The organism is Pseudomonas bharatica CSV86, assembly GCF_000319305.2.
Classification (GTDB): Bacteria; Pseudomonadota; Gammaproteobacteria; order Pseudomonadales; family Pseudomonadaceae; genus Aquipseudomonas; species Aquipseudomonas bharatica.
Genome location: NZ_AMWJ02000004.1, coordinates 243,562 through 263,625, shown reverse-complemented (window position 1 = coordinate 263,625; position 20,064 = coordinate 243,562). Strand labels below are relative to the sequence as shown.

The window sequence follows — 20,064 nt, the reverse complement described above, 5'->3', positions numbered from 1 at the left end:
TCGCCTTAGCGAATTCCTGTAGCGCGCAGGGCGTTCGGGGTGAAGTCCTTGCTCGACGCGTTCTGCGAAAAGTCGTAGCTGCCCTTCTTCTCCTCATTCCGCAGCCCCGACACCGTGTAGCGCCCGCTGAGCACGTCGTAGTGGGTTTCGGCGGTCAGCCAGGGGAACTGCTGGTCATAGAAGAACCGCGCATGCCCTTCGGAAACCCGCCACAGGTTGCCACGGCCGTCATAGGCGTCCGCCTCGGCGATCTGCCAACTGTCCTCGTCGATATACAGGTCGCGCTTGCTGTAGATATGCCGGCTGCCGGGCTTGAGGGTGGCAACCACATGCCAGACCCGGTGCAGCTCGTAGCGGGTGTGGTCGGGGTTCAGGTGGCCCGGGCGGATGATGTCGTCGTACTTGAGCTTCGGCGAGTCGAGGGCGTAGCTGTTGTAGGGAATGTAGATTTCCTTCTTGCCCACCAGTTGCCAGTCATAACGGTCCGGCGCGCCGTTGAACATGTCGAAGTCGTCGTAGGTACGCATGCCTTCGGCGCCGGGGCTGTCGTAGCCGACCTGCGGGGCACGCCGCACGCGACGCTGGCCGGCGTTGTACATCCAGGCCATGCGCGGCTCGGCGACCTGGTCGAGGGTCTCCAGGACCAGCATCACGCTGCCCGCCCGGCGCGGCGGCGAAAGCACTTCCTGGCGGAAGTAGAACAGGATGTTCTGCATCTTCTGCGGGTCGTAGTCCGTCAGGCCGAAGGGGAAGGCGAACTGTTCCTTCATCATGCTGACGGTGTAGGCACCGTTATCCTGCGGGTTCATCTGCGCGGTATTGCGCAGGATCGACACGCCGCGGTAGCGGGTGATGTGGTTCCAGATCACCTCCAGGCCGTTCTGCGGGATCGGGAACGGGATCGCCATGTCGAAGTCCTTCAACCCGTTGCCGCCCTCGGCCAGGGTGGTACGGGTGGCATTGGCGCGCACCGCCTCGAACACTTTCGGCGGCAAGGTGACGCTGCGGTGCGTGGTGTACACCGGGATGCGGTAGGTGTCGGGGAAGCGCTTGAGCATCGCCAACTGGCCCGGTGTCAGGCGCGCCTGGTACTGCGCGGCATTCTGCGCGGTGATAACGAACAGCGGTTTTTCATTGGCATAGGGGTCGGGGACAAAACCGCCGGCATCCACCGCGCCGGTGCTGGCGGGCAGGCCGCCGCTCCAGGCCGGGATGTTGCCGTCGGCGTTGCCGGCCTTCTCGGCCCCGATGGGCGTGAGGTCCTTGCCCAGGCGCGCGGCATCCTGCTCGGACACTGCGGCCATCACCTGGCTGGCCAGCAGGCCCAGGGCCAGGCAACTGCTGCGGATCAACGCTTTGCGATTCATGCTGTGCTCCAGAAACAGGGGGCGTCAGAAGCTGACGCCGAGGCTGACGGCGAGGAAATCGCGGTCGGTATTGGTGTTGAAGTCGCCGCCGAAGTAGTCGGTGTAACTGACGCTCAGGTTGTAGCGGGTCAGGTACTCGGCATCGAGGCCGACGCTGACCGACTTGTCGCCTTCGTTGAAGGTCGGGCCGAAGCCCTCGACGTCATGGGCGAAGGACAGGTTCGGGCGCAGCACCACGCCACCGATCAGGTCGGCATATTCCAGACCGGCGCGCAGGCGGTAGCCCCAGGAGTTGGCGGTGTAGAAGCCCTTGCTGGTGCATTGGTCGGGGTTGACCGGGTTGGCCGTGCGCGTGCACAGGGCATTGCCGGAGATCCCGCCGAGCAGCGGCGCCGTGCCGGCATTGGCCAGTTGGCCATTGCCGTAGACGCTGCTGCGGCCGAAACGCAGGTCGGAACCATCGGTGGGGCCAAGATCGGCGATATGGCTGTAGCCGATCTCGCCGACCAGGGTCAGGCGGTCGGCGCCGATGAAGGTCAACTGGTCAATGGTGCGGGTGAAGGTCACCTGGGCCTGGGTGAACGGCTTGCGCACGTAGCCGTTGATCTGCGAACCATAGGCGGAACTGGCGAAGCCGCTGTCGAAGATCGGCAGGCCGGCGTTGACCAGCGGGCTGGTGGCGGCTGCACCGAGGGTCGCGGCCGCCGATACGTCGCTGGCGTTGAGCGACATCGGCATGTTCGGCCGGTAGCTGATTTCCCCGGCCACCGCCGTGGCGCCCAGCGTGGTACTGAAGCTCAGGCCGTAAAGGCGGATGTCTTCCGGGTATTCCAGGTAATAGCGCGCAGTGCTGGCACCGCCGCGCCCGGCCAGGCCGCCTACCGGATCGACCAGCGCACCGCGCCCGACCGTCCAGGTGCTGGTCGGGGTGCGGCTGTGGTAGTTCATGGCATAGAAGCCGAACTCGGTGTCGTTCAGCTCCGGCACCATCCAGCGCAGGGCCACGCCGAACTGACCACCATCGCGCGCATCCTTGTCGGACAGGCGCGGCACGTAGCCGTAGCCGCCGAGCACGCCCGTACCGTCGATATCGCGATCGAAGTCGCTGCCATTGATCGCCATGTTGATATCGCAACCCTTGGCCGCCACATCGCTGCTGAAGAAAGTGCCGCAGTTGTCGGCAACGCTCTTCTCCCACTTCAACTGATAGAAGGCCTCGATCGACAGGCCATCGGTCAGGCCCTGGTTGAAATACAGCATGCTCACCGGGATCAGCGCTTCCTTGACCTCGGAGCCCGGGCGGCGCAGGGCCGAGACGTCCACCGGGTTGATGCTGTTGATGCCGTTCTGGATGAACGTGCTTTCGCCCCAGCTCACCACCTGGCGGCCGGCCCGGGCCGTGCCGGGCAGGTCGCCGATGCTGTAGTTGTGGTAGACGAAGGCGTCCAGCAACTGCACGCCCGAGGACCTGGCAGCGTTGTCGGTGTGGCTATCGTCGATATCGTACAGCGGGCGGTGTTCGTCCTTGAGCTCGAAGTCGTACCAGTACTTGCCGCGCAGGAACACGCCGCTGTCGCCGTACTTGAGCTCCAGGTCGTGGATGCCCTTGAAGATCTTCGAGAAGGTTTCGCCCTTCTTGAAATTCAGCCGGCCGTCGTCCGAGGTCTGGGTGGAAGCGCTGCCGCCGTTGCGGCTGCCGATGAAGGCGCGGTCTGGATTGGCCATGGCCCAACTGGCGCCGATGGACAGGGTCGAATCGAAACGACCCTCGATTTCCCCAATGTTGAACGTGGCGGCCTGGGCGCTTGCGGCGCCGAGTGCCAGGCTGACGGCCAAGGGCACTGCACGGGGCCGGATGCCGGCGATGGTGTCTGTTGTTCTTTTCATGGTGCTCTGCGCCTTGAACTGCTGTTCATGTGAAAGCCATCCTCCGGACGCCGCACTGCCTGGCGCCGGGCGGGATGCATGGTAAGCAGCGAGTCACACCCGCGACCTCTGAAAAAAAGTGATGCCCATAGCCAAATGCGCGGGTGATCCGGCACCGATAACCGCAGGCTATGGGGATGCAGAGGATTCAGTACGGAGCAGCGCAGGGCCTGGCCTAGAGTCGGCAGGTTCGTTCCCCATCGAGATTTCTCCATGAAGATTGCCCTGACCGGCGACAGCATCCTGCAGCGCCGCCTGCACAGCCATGCCGACCAGACCCTGAGCCCGCTGTTCGACCTGATCCGCGCGGCCGACGTCAGCTTCACCAACCTGGAAGTGCTGCCCAACGACTTCGCCGGCGACCCGGCGCTGGAAAGCGGCGGTTCGCATTTCGGTGCGCCGGCCTGGGTCCTGGACGAGTTGGTCGAGGGCGGCTTCGACCTGTTTTCCACCGCCAACAACCACAGCCTCGACTACGGCATCAGCGGGCTGCACGCGGCCCACGAGCAGTTGCACAAGCGCGAGTTGCTGTTCGCCGGGACCGGGCGCAACCTCGAAGAGGCGCGACGCCCGGTGTACTGCACCAGGCCAGCCGGCACCGTGGCCTTGCTGGCGTGCAGTTCCACCTACGGCAAGGGGCAGGAAGCCAGCGACCAGAGCCGCGACATGCCCGGGCGACCTGGCCTCAATCCGCTGGGCTACGACACCCTGCACGAAGTGAGCACCGAGCAGATGGAGCAGGTGCGCCGGCTGGTCGCCGACCTGGGCCTGGACAAGCTCTACCAGGGCGCGGTGGACCTGGGTTTTGCCCATCCCCTGCCGGATCCGTCGCTGCAGGTCTTCGGCCCGTTCACCCCGCTGCTGTTCCGCGAAGGCGCACGCACCCGCCTGCGTACCCTAGCGCGGAAAAAGGATGTGGACGGCATCCTGCGCTGGGTCGAGGAAGCGCGGCTGACCTCGGATATCGTCATGGTCAGCCTGCACGCCCATGAGCTGGGCTACAACGAACAAGGCGAATGGGACCTGGAAACCCCGGCGGAATTCATCCAGCCGGTGGCGCGCCGGCTGATCGATGCCGGCGTGGACATCGTGGTCGGGCACGGCCCGCATCTGCTGCGGGGCATGGAGCTGTACCAGGGCAAGCCGATCTTCTACAGCCTGGGCAATTTCATCGGCCAGAACGAGCTGGTGGAACGCCTGCCGGTGGACAGCTACGACCAGTTCCGGGTCGACCGCCAGCAGACGCCGTCGAAGGTTTTCCTGCAGCGCACGCGGAATGACAGCCGGAGTTTTCCGTCGGATGCGCGGTTCTGGGAGACGGTGGTACCAGTGTGTACCTTCGACGGGCGGACGCTGACCGGGATCGAGTTGCATCCGGTGAGCCTGGGGCTCGGCGAGGCGATCCACCGCCGGGGGCGGCCGCGGCTGGCGCAGGGGGAGCAGGCGCGGGGGATCCTGGAGCGGTTTGCGGCGCTGTCCCGTGGCTATGAAACCCGATTGGAGATTCAGGGAGACATAGCCCGCGTACTGCTGTGAAAGATGTTCTGGATTCATCGGCCCTATCGCTGGCAAGCCAGCTCCCACAGGGTCTGTGGGAGCTGGCTTGCCAGCGATAGGGCCAGCAGCAACAACAAAAAAGAAAGGGCCTGAACCGGCCCTTTCTTCACATCAGCTATACACCCGCCCCAACAACTGCCGGTGGCTCTCGAACTGATCCAGCACATCCCGGGTGATCTGGTCCGGGGTGAAGCCCATCAGGTCGTATTCCTGGCTGCCGTTGTGCAGGTAGACCTCGGCGCGATAGAAGCGCTGGCGCACTTCGCTTTCACCTTCCACCGGCGCCTCGCTCGGCGCGGCCAGGTAGCCGTCCAGGCTGACTTCATAGACGAACGGATTGCCTTCTTCCATCTCGATGCGCAGGCCCATGGCCGAGCGCGATTGACCGAGGCGGGTCTGCACGTCCAGGCCCATGGCCTTGAGCTGCTCGGCGGCTTCCCTGAGCGCCGGGCTGACCTGCTTGTCCATGAAGCGCTGGACGATCGACTGGGTCGGTTGCAGGTCCAGCTGGCTCAGGCGCTCGCTGAAACCACGCCGGCCGCGGGCGGCCAGCTCGGCCTGCTCCTGCTCGATCTGGCTGTCCTGCTTCATCGCCTTGTACAGGCCGACCATGAACACCACCAGCACCACCGAGAACGGCAGACCGGCCAGCACCACCATGGTCTGCATGGCTTCGAAGTTGCCGGCAAAGAGCAGACCGACGGTGACCACCGTGATGATCACGGACCACAGGATGCGCAGCCAGTGCGGCGCGTCTTCATCGACGCTGCCGCCCTTGCACGAGAGGTTGGCCATCATCACCGCGCCGGAGTCGGCCGGGGTAAGGAACAGCACGAAGCCGACGAAGACCGCCACGCCCACGACGATCTTCGCCGCCGGGAAGTGCTCCAGCAGTTGGTAGATCGACATCGACGGCTGTTCCAGTGCCGTGCGGCCGAGCTCCACGGCCCCCTGGTTGATCACCAGGTCCAGCGCGGTGTTGCCGAAGATCGACAGCCAGGCCAGGGTGAAGCCCAGCGGAATCAGGAGCACGCCGGCGACCAGCTCGCTGACGGTGCGGCCGCGGGAAATCCGCGCAATGAACATGCCGACGAACGGGCCCCAGGAGATCCACCAGGCCCAATAGAACACGGTCCACAGGCCCAGCCAGCGCTCGGACTTGGCGCCGTCGCCTTCGTAGACATAGAGGTCGAAGGTCTTGAGGACCACGCCGTTGAGGTAATCACCGATGTTCTGCACGAAGCCGTTGAGCAGGTGCAGGGTCGGGCCGTTGAGCAGAACGAACAGCAGCAGGCCGCTGAACAGGATGATGTTCAGGTTGGACAGGCGGCGAATGCCGTTTTCCACCCCGGATACCGCGGCGATGGTGGCCACGGTGCTCATCACCAAGATCACGATCAGCAGGTTGGTGTTGTTGTGCTCCATGCCGAACAGGTATTCCAGCCCGGAGGACACCTGCATCGAACCGATACCGAGGTTGGTCACCAGGCCCAGCAGGGTCACGAACATGCCGAAGATGTCCACCGTGTGGCCGGCGGCACCCTTGACCCAGCGCTCGCCCAGCAGCGGGTAAAGCGCCGAGCGCAGGGCCAGCGGCTGGTTGTGGCGGTAGGCGAAGTAAGCCACGGCCAGGCCGACCAGGGCGTAGATCGCCCAGCCATGCAGGCCCCAGTGCAGGAAGGTCAGCTGCAGGCCTTCGCGGGCCGATTGCAGGCTGGCCGGCGCGCCTTCAGGCGGATTGAAGTAATGGTCCAGCGGTTCGGAGGCGCCGAAGTACAGCAGCGAGATACCGATGCCCGAGGAAAACAGCATGCCGGCCCAGGCGCCGTAGCTGAAGTCCGGCTTGTCGTCCTTGCCGCCGAGCTTGAGCTTGCCGTAGCGGGAAAAGGCGATGGCGATGACGAACAGCAGGTAACCGCCGATCACCAGCATGTAGTACCAGCCAAAGCTGCGCGACAACCAGGCCTGGGCCTGGCCGAGCACACTACCGGCGGTTTCCGGGGCAGCGATAAGCAAGGCGGTCAAGCAAAGGATCAGCAGCGTCGAGGTGAAAAACACCACACTGTTGACCCGGACCCTCTCGGCGGGGGTCTTGATCAGGGAGGCAGAACTCATTGCACGGATGCTCCAAGGCGGTGCGTAGGAAAAAGGGACAACGACCCGTCACCCGGGCAATTGGTGCAATAGCCCCATCGCCGCAGGTGTTATAAAAGCACCTTGAAAAACCGTGATCCCAATACGAATGCGCTGGAAACCCGCTGCAAAACCCCGGCTCGAGGGTTGTGCCTCCTGGCTTGCACGGCCTGGGGCGAAGCGGTCCAACGGTGCGTCTGTGCGCGTGAAACACCTTGTTTTGCGGGGTACACGTCTTTTCGGGGGTGCCAATTCGCGACTTCTGACCGGCCCTAAACCCTGTCAATGTTACGAATTGTCGCAGAGCTTATTCTTTGTTGATTGAACGTTCAATCAAAACAAAATAGACTGGCCTTCGCCGAGTCAGCCGCCTGTCGTCTGCTCGCAGGCCTGAGGAGATTTGCCAGATGCCCAAGGTCGGTATGCAACCCATTCGCCGCCAGCAGTTGATCGATGCCACGTTGACGGCTATCGACCAGGCCGGCATGGGTGATGCCAGCATTGCGCTGATCGCCCGTTTGGCCGGTGTGTCGAATGGCATCATCAGTCACTACTTTCGGGACAAGAACGGCCTGATCGCAGCGACCATGCAGCACTTGATGACGGTATTGAGCGAGGGCGTCGCCGCCCGTCGCCAGGCACTTACGGACAACAGCCCGCGCGCCCACCTGCAGGTGATCATCGAAGGCAACTTCGACGCCAGCCAGGTCAACGGCCCGGCAATGAAAACCTGGCTGGCCTTCTGGGCCACCAGCATGCACCAGCCGTCCTTGCACAGGTTGCAGCGGATCAACGATCACCGCCTGTATTCCAACCTGTGCTGCCAGTTCCGCCGGGTTCTGCCGCTGCCCGAAGCACGCAGCGCGGCCCGCGGCCTGGCAGCCTTGATCGACGGTTTGTGGCTGCGCGGGGCGCTGTCGGGAGACAGCTTCGATACCCACCAGGCGCAGCAGATCGCTTACGAATACATGGATCTACAACTGGCGAAACAGACGAGCCCGGACACCCAGAACCAGGCCTCTGAAACCCCGCGCACAGCGCCCCGCACGAAATCGGGAGCTATCGCCGGCTAGCCAAATCACATTGCACTTGCGAGGACACTATGGCCCGTTTCGAAACGCAAAAACTCTACATTGACGGTGGTTATGTCGACGCTGGCAGCGATGCCACCTTCGAAGCTATCAACCCGGCCAACGGCGAAGTCCTCGCCCACGTGCAACGCGCCACCCAGGCCGACGTCGAGCGCGCCGTGGAAAGCGCCGAGCGCGGCCAGAAAGTCTGGGCCGCGATGACCGCCATGCAGCGTTCGCGCATCCTGCGTCGCGCCGTCGACATCCTGCGCGAGCGCAACGACGAACTGGCCGCCCTGGAAACCCTGGACACCGGCAAGTCCTACTCGGAAACCCGCTACGTCGATATCGTCACCGGCGCCGATGTGCTGGAGTACTACGCTGGCCTGATCCCGGCCATCGAAGGCGAGCAGATCCCGCTGCGCGACTCCTCGTTCGTCTACACCCGCCGCGAGCCGCTGGGCGTCACCGTCGGTATCGGCGCTTGGAACTACCCGATCCAGATCGCCCTGTGGAAATCCGCCCCGGCCCTGGCCGCCGGCAACGCGATGATCTTCAAGCCGAGCGAAGTCACCTCGCTGACCACCCTGAAACTGGCCGAGATCTACACCGAAGCCGGCCTGCCGGACGGCGTATTCAACGTCCTGACCGGCAGCGGCCGCGAAGTCGGCACCTGGCTGACCGAGCACCCGCGCATCGAGAAGGTGTCCTTCACCGGCGGCACCACCACCGGCAAGAAGGTCATGGCCAGCGCCTCCAGCTCGTCGCTGAAGGAAGTGACCATGGAACTGGGCGGCAAGTCGCCGCTGATCATCTGCGACGACGCCGACCTCGATCGCGCCGCCGACATCGCGATGATGGCCAACTTCTACAGCTCCGGTCAGGTCTGCACCAACGGCACCCGCGTATTAGTTCCAGCATCGATGAAGGCCGCTTTCGAAGCGAAGATCGTCGAACGCGTCGCGCGCATCCGCGTTGGCAACCCGGAAGACGAGAACACCAACTTCGGCCCGCTGGTCAGCTTCCCGCACATGGAAAGCGTCCTGTCGTACATCGCCAAGGGCAAGGAAGAAGGTGCCCGCGTCCTGTGCGGCGGCGAGCGCCTGACCGAGGGTGAATTCGCCAAGGGCGCCTTCGTTGCGCCGACCGTGTTCACCGACTGCCGCGACGACATGACCATCGTCAAGGAAGAGATCTTCGGCCCGGTGATGAGCATCCTCAGCTACGAAACCGAAGAAGAAGTGATCCGCCGCGCCAACGACACCGAATACGGCCTGGCCGCCGGCGTCTGCACCAACGACATCAGCCGCGCGCACCGCATCATCCACCAGCTGGAAGCCGGTATCTGCTGGATCAACGCCTGGGGCGAATCGCCGGCGGAAATGCCGGTCGGTGGCTACAAGCAATCCGGCGTCGGTCGCGAAAACGGTGTCAGCTCGCTGGCCCAGTACACCCGCATCAAGTCGGTCCAGGTCGAGCTGGGCAACTACAACTCGGTCTTCTAAGCCGAGCTTCGTAGCTGCGCCCGGTCCCTGCCGACCGGGCGCCTCCCCGCTTTCCCACCCGCTTGCTCAAGAGGGAACAGAACATGTCCGCCCATATTTTCGACTACATCATCGTCGGTGCCGGCTCGGCCGGTAACACCCTGGCCGCGCGCCTGACCGAAGACCCGGGCGTTACCGTCCTGCTGCTGGAAGCCGGCGGCCCGGACTACCGCGCCGACTTCCGTACGCAGATGCCCGCCGCCCTGGCCTTCCCGCTGCAGGGCCGCCGCTACAACTGGGCCTACGAGACCGATCCGGAGCCGCACATGAATGGCCGCCGCATGGAATGCGGTCGCGGCAAGGGCCTCGGTGGCTCCTCGCTGATCAACGGCATGTGCTACATCCGTGGCAACGCCATGGACTTCGATGGCTGGGCAAAACTGCCAGGCCTGGAAGACTGGACCTACCTCGACTGCCTGCCGTATTTCCGCAAGGCGGAAACCCGTGACATCGGTCCCAACGACTACCACGGCGGCGATGGCCCGGTCAGCGTGGCAACGCCGAAAGCCGGCAACAACCCGCTGTTCCACGCCATGGTCGAAGCCGGCGTGCAGGCTGGCTATCCGCGTACCGAAGACCTCAACGGCTATCAACAGGAAGGCTTCGGTCCGATGGACCGCAGCGTCACCAAGAACGGCCGCCGTTCCAGCACTGCCCGCGGCTACCTGGATCCTGCCAAGAAGCGCCCGACCCTGACCATCGTCACCCACGCCCTGACCGACCGCGTGCTGTTCGAAGGCAAGCGCGCCGTGGGCGTGACCTACCTGGTCGGCTCCAGCGAAGAACGCGTGGAAGCCCGCGCGCGCAAGGAAGTCATCGTCTGCAGCGGCGCCATCGCGTCGCCGCAACTGCTGCAACGTTCCGGTGTCGGCCCGCGCGAACTGCTGGAGAGCCTGGACATCCCGGTAGTGCACGAACTGCCGGGCGTCGGCGAAAACCTCCAGGACCACCTGGAGCTGTATCTGCAATACGCCTGCACCCAACCGGTGTCGCTGTACCCGTCGCTGCTGTGGTGGAACCAGCCGGCCATCGGTGCCGAATGGCTGTTCAACGGCACCGGTATCGGCGCCAGCAACCAGTTCGAGGCTGGCGGTTTCATCCGTACCCGTCCGGAATTCGAATGGCCGAACATCCAGTACCACTTCCTGCCGGTCGCGATTAACTACAACGGCTCCAATGGCGTAAAGGAGCATGGCTTCCAGGCGCACATGGGCTCGATGCGTTCGCCGAGCCGCGGCCGCATCAAGCTGAAATCCCGCGACCCGCGCCAGCACCCGAGCATTCTGTTCAACTACATGGCCACCGAGCAGGACTGGCAGGAGTTCCGCGACGGCATCCGCCTGACCCGCGAAATCATGGCCCAGCCGGCGCTGGACGCCTACCGCGGCCGCGAGATCAGCCCGGGCGAGCACGTGCAGACGGACGAAGAGCTGGACAAGTTCATCCGTGAGCACGCCGAGACCGCGTTCCACCCGTCCTGCTCGTGCAAGATGGGCGAGGACGACATGGCGGTGGTCGATGGCCAGGGCCGGGTACACGGCATGGAAGGCCTGCGGGTGGTCGATGCGTCGATCATGCCGATCATCATCACCGGCAACCTCAACGCGACCACGATCATGATCGCCGAGAAAATCGCCGACAAGATCCGCAATCGCCAGCCGCTGCCGCGCAGTACCGCCAAGTACTATGTGGCGAACGGCGCGCCGGTCAAAGGCAAGGCCCTGCGCGAAGTGTGATGGTGGCTGCACTGGCCTCATCGCTGGCAAGCCAGCTCCCACAGGGTCCGCGATACCTGTGGGAGCTGGCTTGCCAGCGATAGGGCCAGCACAGGCAACACATAGAAAGGCACCTGACCCAGGTGCCTTTTGTACATCTGCGGAAACGCTTTACAGCCCGCCAATTCATCAGGTTAGAATCGGTTGGCACGCGACCTGCTTATCAAGCCAGGTCCTCTTTTTCCCGCGATGTCCCCCGGAGTACTGCCTTTGGATGCGAGCACCATCAACAGCCTGTTCCTTATCGGCGCATTGCTGGTGGGTGCAAGTATTCTGGTCAGCTCCCTGTCCTCACGCCTGGGCATCCCGATCCTCGTCATCATCCTTGCGGTCGGCATGGTCGCCGGAGTCGATGGCGGCGGCATCATCTTCAACAACTATCCGGTCGCCTACCTGGTCGGCAACCTCGCCCTCGCCGTGATCCTGCTCGACGGTGGCCTGCGCACACGGGTCGCGAGTTTCCGCGTGGCGCTGTGGCCGGCGCTGTCGCTGGCGACGGTGGGCGTGCTCATAACCACGGGCCTGACCGGCATGGCCGCCGCCTGGCTGTTCGACCTGAACCTGATGCAAGGCCTGCTGATCGGCGCCATCGTCGGCTCCACCGACGCCGCCGCAGTGTTCTCCCTGCTCGGCGGCAAGGGCCTGAACGAACGGGTCACCGCCAGCCTGGAAATCGAATCCGGCAGCAACGACCCGATGGCGGTGTTCCTCACCGTGACCCTGATCGACATGATCGCCAGCGGCCAGACCGGCCTGCACTGGAGCCTGCTGTGGCACCTGGTGCGCGAGTTCGGCATCGGCGGCGTGCTCGGGCTAGGCGGCGGCTGGCTGATGCTGCAACTGGTCAACCGCATGAACCTGGCCGGGGGCTCTATCCAATCCTGGTGATCGCCGGTGGCCTGGTGGTCTTCGCCCTGACCAACGCCCTGCACGGCAGCGGCTTCCTCGCCGTGTACCTGTTCGGCCTGGTGTTGGGCAACCGCCCGATCCGCAGCCGCCATGGCATCCTGCACATGCTCGACGGCATGGCCTGGCTGGCGCAGATCGGCATGTTCCTGGTCCTCGGCCTGCTGGTCACCCCGCACGACCTGCTGCCGATCGCCCTGCCGGCCCTGGCCCTGGCGCTGTGGATGATCCTGATCGCCCGGCCGCTGTCGGTGGTTGCCGGCCTGCTGCCGTTCAAGGCCTTCCATGGCCGGGAAAAGGCCTTTATCTCCTGGGTCGGCCTGCGCGGGGCGGTACCGATCATTCTCGCCGTGTTCCCGCTGATGGCCGGCCTGCCCCAGGCCCAGCTGTACTTCAACCTGGCGTTCTTCATCGTGCTGGTCTCGCTGCTGGTGCAGGGCACCAGCCTGCCGTGGGTCGCGCGCCTGCTTAAAGTGACCGTGCCACCGGATCCGGCGCCGATCTCCCGTTCCGCCCTGGAAGTCCACATCACCAGCGAGTGGGAGCTGTTCGTCTACCGCCTCGGCGCGGAGAAGTGGTGCATCGGTGCCGCCCTGCGCGAGCTGAAGATGCCCGAGGGCACCCGGATCGCCGCGCTGTTCCGCGGCCAGCAACTGCTCCATCCGTCGGGTAGTACGGTGCTGGAAGTCGGCGACCTGCTCTGCGTGATCGGCCACGAACACGACCTGCCGGCCCTCGGCAAGCTGTTCAGCCAGGCGCCGCAACGCGGCCTGGACCTGCGTTTCTTCGGCGACTTCGTGCTCGAAGGCGACGCAGAACTGGGGGCCGTGGCCGCATTGTACGGCCTGCAGCTCGACGGCCAGGACCCGCATATGCCGCTGGCACGCTTCATCCAGCAGAAGGTTGGCGGTGCGCCGGTGATCGGTGACCAGATCGAGTGGAACAACACCACCTGGACCGTCGCCCTCATGGACGGGAACAAGATCCAGAAAGTGGGGATCAAATTCCCCGAAGGAAGCCGCCCCGGCCCGGGTCTGTTCCTCTAAACTCCAATTTCCAGTCCGGCTGTACGAATTTTCTGCCTATGTCACTGCGCACTGTTATTGGCGCGGCCCTTCTCGGGCTGTGCCTGTCGTTCACCTCCGCCTTTGCCGCGGAGCCACCCAGCACCGAGAGCGTCCAGCAAAGCCTGGACAAGATCGCCGACCGCAAGCTGCCGGAAGCCGATCAGAAGGCGCTGCAACAGGTGCTGGAGCAGACCCTCGCCTTCCTCGCCAGCCGCGACGACTACAGCAAGCGCCTGGCCGCGCTCAAGCAACAGCTCGCCGACGCGCCCAGGCTGACCACCGAAAGCCAGCGCGAGCTGGCCCGCCTGTCGGCCACCAAGCCGGTGCCGGTAGCCCAGCGCTATGCCAACCAGACGGTGCCGCAACTTGAGCAACTGCTCTCCGAGCGCACCACCGAGCAGGGCGAGCTGCAGAAGTCACTGTCCGAAGCCAACAGCCTGATCATCAACTCCCAGACCCGGCCCGAGCGCGCCCAGTCCGAGATCAGCCTCAACCAGACCCGCAGCCAGCAGATCAACAGCACCCTCAAGCAGGGCAAGGACGGCGGCAAGAACCTGTCCGCCGACCAGCGCAACCAGCTCAACGCCGAACTGGCCTCGCTCAACGCCCTGACCCTGCTGCGCCGCCAGGAACTGGCCGGCAACAGCCTGCTGCAAGACCTCGGCAATGCCCAGCATGACCTGCTGATGGAGCGCGCCGCGCGCCTGGAGCAGGAAATCCAGGACCTGCAGACCCTCATCAATGAAAAGCGCCTGGCCCAGTCGCAGAAGACGGTCACCGAACAGTCCCTCGAAGCGCAAAAGGCCGGCGGCAGCACCCTGCTCGCCACGGAAAGCGCGACCAACCTCAAGCTCTCCGACTACCTGCTACGCAGCACCGACCGTCTTAACGAAGTCACCCAGCAGAACCTCAAGGCCAAGCAGCAACTGGACAGCCTGACCCAGGCCGACCAGGCCCTGGACGAGCAGATCAACGTGCTCAAGGGCAGCCTGCTGCTGTCGAAGATCCTCTACAAGCAGAAGCAGGCGCTGCCGCACCTCAAGCTCGACCGCGACCTGGCCGACCAGATCGCCGACATCCGCCTGTACCAGTTCGAGGTCAACCAGCAGCGCGAGCAGATCAGCAGCCCGAGCCAGTACGTCGACAAGCTTCTGGAAAACCAGACCGCCGACCAGGTCACCCCGGAACTGCGCAAGGCCCTGCTGGAAGTGGCGATCACCCGGGTCGACCTGCTGGAGCGCCTGAACCGCGAGCTGAGCGCGGTGCTCAACGAGTCCATTACCCTGCAACTGAACCAGAAGCAGTTGGTCAGCACCGCCCTGAACCTGCGCGCCACCCTCGACGAACAGATGTTCTGGATCCCCAGCAACAAACCGCTGGACGTCGAATGGCTGCGTACCCTGCCCGAGCGCTTCCAGAAGCAGGTCACCAGCCTGCCCTGGGGCTCGGGCATCGCCGAACTGGCCGACGGCCTGCTGGAGCGGCCGTTGCTGTTCCTGCCGCTGCTGCTGATGATCGGTGGCCTGCTGTGGCGCCGTAACTACCTCTACGAACAACTGCGCAAGGTCCATGGCGATGTCGGCCACTTCAAGCGCGACAGCCAGTGGCACACGCCCCAGGCGATCCTGATCAATATCCTCCTGGCCCTGCCGCTGGCCCTGCTCCTGGCCCTGTGCAGCTACGCCCTGCAGATCGATGCGCGGGGCCAGAACGCCAATCTCGGCGCTGCCCTGTGGGAAATCGCCCAGGCCTGGTTGGTGTTCTACACCGCGTACCGGGTCCTGGCCCCGGGCGGGGTGGCCGAGCTGCATTTCCGCTGGCAGAAACCCCAGGTCGAATTCCTCAGGCGCTGGATCCGTCGCCTGGGCGCGGTGGTGCTGGCACTGGTCGGCGTGGTCGCGGTGGCCGAACACCAGCCATCGGCCCTGGCCGACGACGTGCTCGGCATCGGCGTGGTGCTGACCTGCTACGCCCTGATGGCCTGGCTGCTCAGCCGCCTGCTGCTGAGCAGCCCGACCCATCGCAACACCTCGCTGTTCCGCAAGGCCGTGGGCGTGGCCTTCACCGCCCTGCCCATCGCCCTGTTCGTCGCCGTGTGCTTCGGCTACTACTACACCGCGCTGAAACTCACCGACCGGCTGATCGACACCCTCTACCTGCTGATGTTCTGGCTGGTGATCGAGGCCACCTTCGTCCGCGGCCTGTCCGTGGCGGCGCGGCGCCTGGCCTACCAGCGCGCCCTGGCCAAGCGCCAGGCGGCCAAGGAAGGGCTGGACGGCGAAGTACCGGTGGAAGAGCCGACCCTGGACATCGAGCAGGTCAACCAGCAGTCCCTGCGCCTGATCCGCCTGGCCTTGCTCGGTGGCTTCCTGGTCGCCCTGTACTGGGTCTGGTCCGACCTGATCAGCGTGTTCTCCTACCTCAACAACTTCACCCTGTACGAATACACCAGCGGCACCGGTGCCACCGCGAGCATGGTGCCGATCAGCCTCGGCGACCTGCTCGGCGCGCTGGTCATCGTCGGTATCACCCTGGCCCTGGCGCGCAACCTGCCGGGCCTGCTGGAAGTGCTGGTGCTGTCGAAACTGGACCTGGCCCAGGGCAGCGCCTACGCCACCACCACCCTGCTCTCCTACGTGATCGTCGGCGTCGGCTTCGTTTCCACGCTTTCGACGCTCGGGGTCAGCTGGGACAAGTTGCAATGGCTGGTGGCGGCGCTGTCGGTAGGCCTGGGCTTCGGCATGCAGGAAATCTTCGCCAACTTCATCTCGGGCATCATGATCCTGTTCGAGCGCCCGGTGCGTATCGGCGACACCATCACCATCGGCAACCTGTCCGGCACGGTGAGCAAGATCCGCATCCGCGCCACCACCATCACCGACTTCGACCGCAAGGACATCATCGTCCCGAACAAGACCTTCATCACCGGCCAGTTGATCAACTGGTCGCTGACCGACACGGTCACCCGGGTAACGCTCAAGCTCGGCATCGACTACGGCTCGGACCTCGACCTGGTACGCGACCTGCTGCTCAAGGGCGCCCGGGAAAACCCGCGGGTACTCAAGGACCCGGAGCCGATCGTGTACTTCCTGAATTTCGGCGAAAGCTCGCTGGACCACGAACTGCGCATGCACGTGCGCGACCTTGGCGACCGCAACCCGACGCTGGACGAACTGAACCGCTATATCAACCGCGAGTTCAAAGCCCACAACATCAAGATTTCCGTGCGCCAGGTGGAGGTGTTCCTGATGGACACCTCGGGCAACAAGAAACAGCTGATCCCGATGGAGCAGCCGGTCGAGCAGCCAAAACCCGACGATACGTCCAAGCCGTAAAGGAGTCGCCTCGTGAAAGGCCTCGACGAACTGACCTTCGACAACCGCTTCGCCCGCCTGGGCGATGCGTTTTCCACCCAGGTGCTGCCGGAGCCGATCGACGATCCGCGGCTGGTGGTGGTCAGCGAGGCGGCCATGGCCCTGCTCGACCTCGAGCCCACCGAAGCGCACTCGCCGGTGTTCGCCGAGCTGTTTGGTGGGCACAAGCTCTGGTCCGAGGCCGATCCCCGGGCCATGGTGTACTCCGGGCATCAGTTCGGCTCGTACAACCCACGGCTGGGCGACGGCCGCGGCTTGCTGCTGGGCGAGGTGCGCAATGACGCCGGCCAGCACTGGGACCTGCACCTCAAGGGCGCGGGCCAGACGCCCTACTCGCGCATGGGTGATGGCCGCGCGGTGTTGCGCTCGTCGATCCGTGAATTCCTCGCCTCCGAAGCCCTGCATGCCCTGGGCATCCCCAGCAGCCGCGCGCTGTGCGTAATCGGCTCGAACACGCCGGTGTGGCGCGAAACCAAGGAAAGCGCGGCCATGCTTCTGCGCCTGGCGCCGAGCCATATCCGTTTCGGCCACTTCGAATACTTCTACTACACCCGCCAGCCGGAACAGCAGCGCCAGCTCGCCGAGCATGTACTGGACCTGCACTACCCCGAGTGCAAGGCGGCCGACGAGCCGTACCTGGCGATGTTCCGCAGCATCGTCGAGCGCAATGCCGAACTGATCGGCAAATGGCAGGCCTATGGGTTCTGCCATGGGGTGATGAACACCGACAACATGTCGATCCTTGGCATCACCTTCGACTTCGGGCCGTTTGCCTTCCTCGATGATTTCGATGCCGGGTTCATCTGCAACCACTCCGACGACCAGGGGCGCTACAGCTACAGCAATCAGGTACCCATCGCCCACTGGAACCTCAGCGCCCTGGCCCAGGCGCTGACGCCGTTCATCAGCGTCGAGGCCTTGCAGGAAGCGCTGGGGTTGTTCCTGCCGCTGTATGAAGCCCACTACCTCGACCTGATGCGCCGCCGGCTCGGCCTGACCACGGCGGAAGAAGGCGACAAGGTGCTGATCCAGCGCCTGCTCAGCCTGATGCAGCCGGGCGCGGTGGACTACAGCCTGTTCTTCCGCAAGCTCGGGGATCAGCCGGTGGAACAGGCGCTGGGGGTGGTGCGCAGTGATTTCGTCGATCTGGCGGGCTTCGACAACTGGTCGCAGGACTATCTGGCGCGGGTGCAGCGCGAGCCGGGCAATGCCGACGGGCGGCGGGAGCGAATGCATGCGGTGAACCCGCTGTATGTACTGCGCAACTACCTGGCGCAGCGGGCCATCGAAGCGGCACAGAGTGGCGACTACTCCGAAGTGCGACGCCTGCATGCGGTGCTGGCCCGGCCGTTCGAAGAACAGCCGGGGATGGAAGCCTATGCCGAACGGCCGCCGGAGTGGGGCAAGCACCTGGAGATCAGTTGTTCTTCCTGAGCACGCGGATGACTGTGGGAGCTGGCTTGCCAGCGATGAGGTCAGCAAGAACACTCCACAACCATTGCTGGTGCTCAGTGGGACTTCAGATCTTTTTTTCTGACCTGGCCAATGCAGCGCCCTTCAGGGCCCCATCGCTGGCAAGCCCCCACAGGGTTCAGCGGCGCCGCGGACACACTGTGGGAGCTGGCTTGCCAGCGATGAGGTCAGCAAGAACACTACACAACCTCTGCTAGTGCTCAGTGGGACTTCAGATCTTTTTTCTGATCTGGCCAATGCAGTGCCCTTCAGGGCCCCATCGCTGGCAAGCCAGCTCCCACAGTGTCCGCGGCGCAGCTCAGAACCCTGTGGGAGCTGGCTTGCCAGCGATGAGGCCCGCAAGAGCATTGAAAACTCCGGAGCCCACCGCCACATACCCAACAACACCCGCCCCGGACCCAATCCCATGACCGACCCACTCCTGATTCCCTGCCCCCACTGCAACGGCCTCAACCGCATCCCCGCCGACCGCCTGGGCGACACGCCGAAATGCGGCCGTTGCAAGCAACCCGTCCTGCTGGACAAACCCTTCGAGCTGAAGCAAGCCGACTACGCCAGCCAGATCAAGGGCGACCTGCCCCTGCTGATCGATGTCTGGGCCGATTGGTGCGGGCCGTGCAAGTCCTTTGCGCCGATCTTCGAGCAGGCCGCACGGCAACTGTCCGGACGCTGCCGGCTGGCGAAGCTGGACAGTGAGGCCAACCGCGAACTGGCCGGCCAGTTGAATATCCGCTCGATCCCCAGCCTGATCCTGCTCAAGAACGGCCAGGAAGTGGCGCGGCAAAGCGGTGCATTCCCACTCCAGCACCTGCTGGAGTGGCTGCGCACCCAAGGGATCTAAGCGTTCTCTTCCAGCAACGAGTGCAACTCGACGAACTGCTGGGTCAGCTTGTGCCGCGGTTCCAGGTGGATCAGCGGCAGGCAGGCCTGGTGTGACTCGCGCATCTTCACCGAGCTGTTGAGGTACACCGGCAGTACCGGCAGCCCCTCTTCCACCAGTTCGTCGAGCATCTGCTGCGGCAGGCTGGCCCGGGGCTGGAACTGGTTGACCACGATGCCCTCGACCTGCAGCTCTTCGTTGTGGTCTTCCTTGAGGTCTTCGATTTCCGAGAGCAGGCCGTACAGCGCCTGACGCGAGAAGCTGTCGCAATCGAAGGGAATCAATACGCGATCGGCCGCGATCAGCGCCGATACCGCATAGAAATTCAGGGCCGGCGGGGTATCCAGGTAGATCCGGTCGTAGTCTTCGCTCAATTCATCGAGCAGTTTGCGCAGCTTGTTGATCTTGTGCTTGGCCTCCAGCTTGGGCTGCAGGTCGGCCAGCTCCGCCGTGGCGGTGACCACATGCAGGTTGTCGAACGGCGTCTCGTAGATATCCACCTTGTTCTTCTTGGCGAACGGCCCCGACGACAGGCTCTGCTTGAAGAAGTCGGCGATACCCATAGGGATGTCCTCGCCGGTCAGGCCGGTGAGGTAGTGGGTGGAGTTGCCCTGGGCATCCAGGTCGATCAACAGGGTCCGATAGCCTTCACTGGCACTGACCGCCGCAAGATTGCAAGCGATGCTGGACTTGCCGACGCCGCCTTTCTGATTGAACACCACGCGCCGCATGGAAAGACCTCCGTGTTTCAAAGAATGACCGAGTATGTGTCCGACCTGCAGGATTGACCAGCATTGAACAGCTCAAGATCCGGCAAAGGCGACCGACAACAGCTCCGGGCCGTCTGTCGGGAAAAGGCGGCCCGAGGAAATAAGCGGCGCTATTTGAGGTCTGTTCCAGTCACCTGGTTCCGTAATCAATAGCAATACATTGTTTACGACGGCCCCCTTGCACCGGGATAATGCCCGCCACTCGGCGATTTCGCCCGCAGG

11 protein-coding genes and 1 pseudogene are annotated in these 20,064 nt (G+C 64.2%); 8 read left to right on the top strand and 4 right to left on the bottom strand.

The window, feature by feature from the left end; translation table 11 throughout:
* Nucleotides 1-5: 5 nt before the first annotated feature.
* Together CSV86_RS27760 and CSV86_RS27755 are read right to left on the bottom strand one after the other, a co-directional pair.
* Nucleotides 6-1,367 carry a DUF1329 domain-containing protein gene (locus CSV86_RS27760; RefSeq protein ID WP_009396901.1) on the bottom strand — a complete coding sequence of 454 codons (1,362 nt, stop codon included), beginning with the start codon at nt 1,365-1,367 and terminating at the stop codon, nt 6-8.
* 24 nt (nt 1,368-1,391) lie between these two features.
* On the bottom strand, nt 1,392-3,254 hold the full coding sequence (locus CSV86_RS27755) for a DUF1302 domain-containing protein (RefSeq protein WP_051032679.1): 1,863 nt from the start codon (nt 3,252-3,254) through the stop codon (nt 1,392-1,394).
* A gap of 252 nt (nt 3,255-3,506) precedes the next feature.
* On the opposite strand from CSV86_RS27755, the gene CSV86_RS27750 reads away from it, so the two are divergent.
* On the top strand, nt 3,507-4,829 hold the full coding sequence (locus tag CSV86_RS27750) for a CapA family protein (protein ID WP_009396899.1): 1,323 nt from the start codon (nt 3,507-3,509) through the stop codon (nt 4,827-4,829).
* A 132-nt stretch (nt 4,830-4,961) separates the two neighbouring features.
* Here the strand turns inward: CSV86_RS27750 and CSV86_RS27745 are convergent, their stop codons facing one another.
* A complete protein-coding gene (locus CSV86_RS27745) occupies nt 4,962-6,908 on the bottom strand; it encodes a BCCT family transporter (protein WP_311985890.1) in 1,947 nt (648 codons plus the stop codon).
* Nucleotides 6,909-7,390: 482 nt separating this feature from the next.
* On the opposite strand from CSV86_RS27745, the gene betI reads away from it, so the two are divergent.
* From betI to trxC, 7 genes and pseudogenes are all read left to right on the top strand, one after another.
* Nucleotides 7,391-8,056, top strand: a complete 666-nt coding sequence (gene betI, locus CSV86_RS27740; protein ID WP_009396897.1) for a transcriptional regulator BetI — start codon at nt 7,391-7,393, stop codon at nt 8,054-8,056.
* 29 nt (nt 8,057-8,085) lie between these two features.
* Nucleotides 8,086-9,558, top strand: coding sequence for a betaine-aldehyde dehydrogenase (betB, locus tag CSV86_RS27735; RefSeq protein ID WP_009396894.1), 1,473 nt, complete (start codon nt 8,086-8,088; stop codon nt 9,556-9,558).
* An 83-nt stretch (nt 9,559-9,641) separates the two neighbouring features.
* The gene (gene betA, locus CSV86_RS27730) at nt 9,642-11,333 is read left to right on the top strand and encodes a choline dehydrogenase (protein WP_009396892.1); all 1,692 of its coding nucleotides are present in this window, start codon (nt 9,642-9,644) and stop codon (nt 11,331-11,333) included.
* A gap of 249 nt (nt 11,334-11,582) precedes the next feature.
* Nucleotides 11,583-13,324: pseudogene (locus tag CSV86_RS27725) on the top strand (potassium/proton antiporter).
* Between the two features lie 38 nt (nt 13,325-13,362).
* Nucleotides 13,363-16,680: a mechanosensitive channel MscK gene (gene mscK / locus CSV86_RS27720; RefSeq protein WP_009396888.1), complete on the top strand. Its 3,318-nt coding sequence runs from the start codon at nt 13,363-13,365 to the stop codon at nt 16,678-16,680.
* 12 nt (nt 16,681-16,692) lie between these two features.
* Nucleotides 16,693-18,153 carry a protein adenylyltransferase SelO gene (gene selO / locus CSV86_RS27715; protein WP_009396886.1) on the top strand — a complete coding sequence of 487 codons (1,461 nt, stop codon included), beginning with the start codon at nt 16,693-16,695 and terminating at the stop codon, nt 18,151-18,153.
* Nucleotides 18,154-18,598: 445 nt separating this feature from the next.
* Nucleotides 18,599-19,033 (top strand): thioredoxin TrxC, encoded by a 435-nt coding sequence (gene trxC / locus CSV86_RS27710; protein ID WP_009396884.1) that lies wholly within the window; start codon nt 18,599-18,601, stop codon nt 19,031-19,033.
* Here the strand turns inward: trxC and CSV86_RS27705 are convergent.
* Complete coding sequence (locus tag CSV86_RS27705; RefSeq protein ID WP_009396882.1) at nt 19,030-19,803, bottom strand: ParA family protein; 774 nt, start codon at nt 19,801-19,803, stop codon at nt 19,030-19,032. The two genes, trxC and CSV86_RS27705, sit on opposite strands and share 4 nt — an antisense overlap.
* Nucleotides 19,804-20,064: the final 261 nt, after the last annotated feature.

Excerpts from the sequence above, each read along its gene's own strand:
- CSV86_RS27760 (WP_009396901.1), bottom strand. The coding sequence starts at position 1,367 with ATGAATCGCAAAGCGTTGATCCGCAGCAGTTGCCTGGCCCTGGGCCTG.
- CSV86_RS27755 (WP_051032679.1), bottom strand. The coding sequence starts at position 3,254 with ATGAAAAGAACAACAGACACCATCGCCGGCATCCGGCCCCGTGCAGTG.
- CSV86_RS27705 (WP_009396882.1), bottom strand. The coding sequence starts at position 19,803 with ATGCGGCGCGTGGTGTTCAATCAGAAAGGCGGCGTCGGCAAGTCCAGC.
- mscK (WP_009396888.1), top strand. The coding sequence starts at position 13,363 with ATGTCACTGCGCACTGTTATTGGCGCGGCCCTTCTCGGGCTGTGCCTG.
- trxC (WP_009396884.1), top strand. The coding sequence starts at position 18,599 with ATGACCGACCCACTCCTGATTCCCTGCCCCCACTGCAACGGCCTCAAC.
- CSV86_RS27750 (WP_009396899.1), top strand. The coding sequence starts at position 3,507 with ATGAAGATTGCCCTGACCGGCGACAGCATCCTGCAGCGCCGCCTGCAC.
- betI (WP_009396897.1), top strand. The coding sequence starts at position 7,391 with ATGCCCAAGGTCGGTATGCAACCCATTCGCCGCCAGCAGTTGATCGAT.
- betA (WP_009396892.1), top strand. The coding sequence starts at position 9,642 with ATGTCCGCCCATATTTTCGACTACATCATCGTCGGTGCCGGCTCGGCC.
- betB (WP_009396894.1), top strand. The coding sequence starts at position 8,086 with ATGGCCCGTTTCGAAACGCAAAAACTCTACATTGACGGTGGTTATGTC.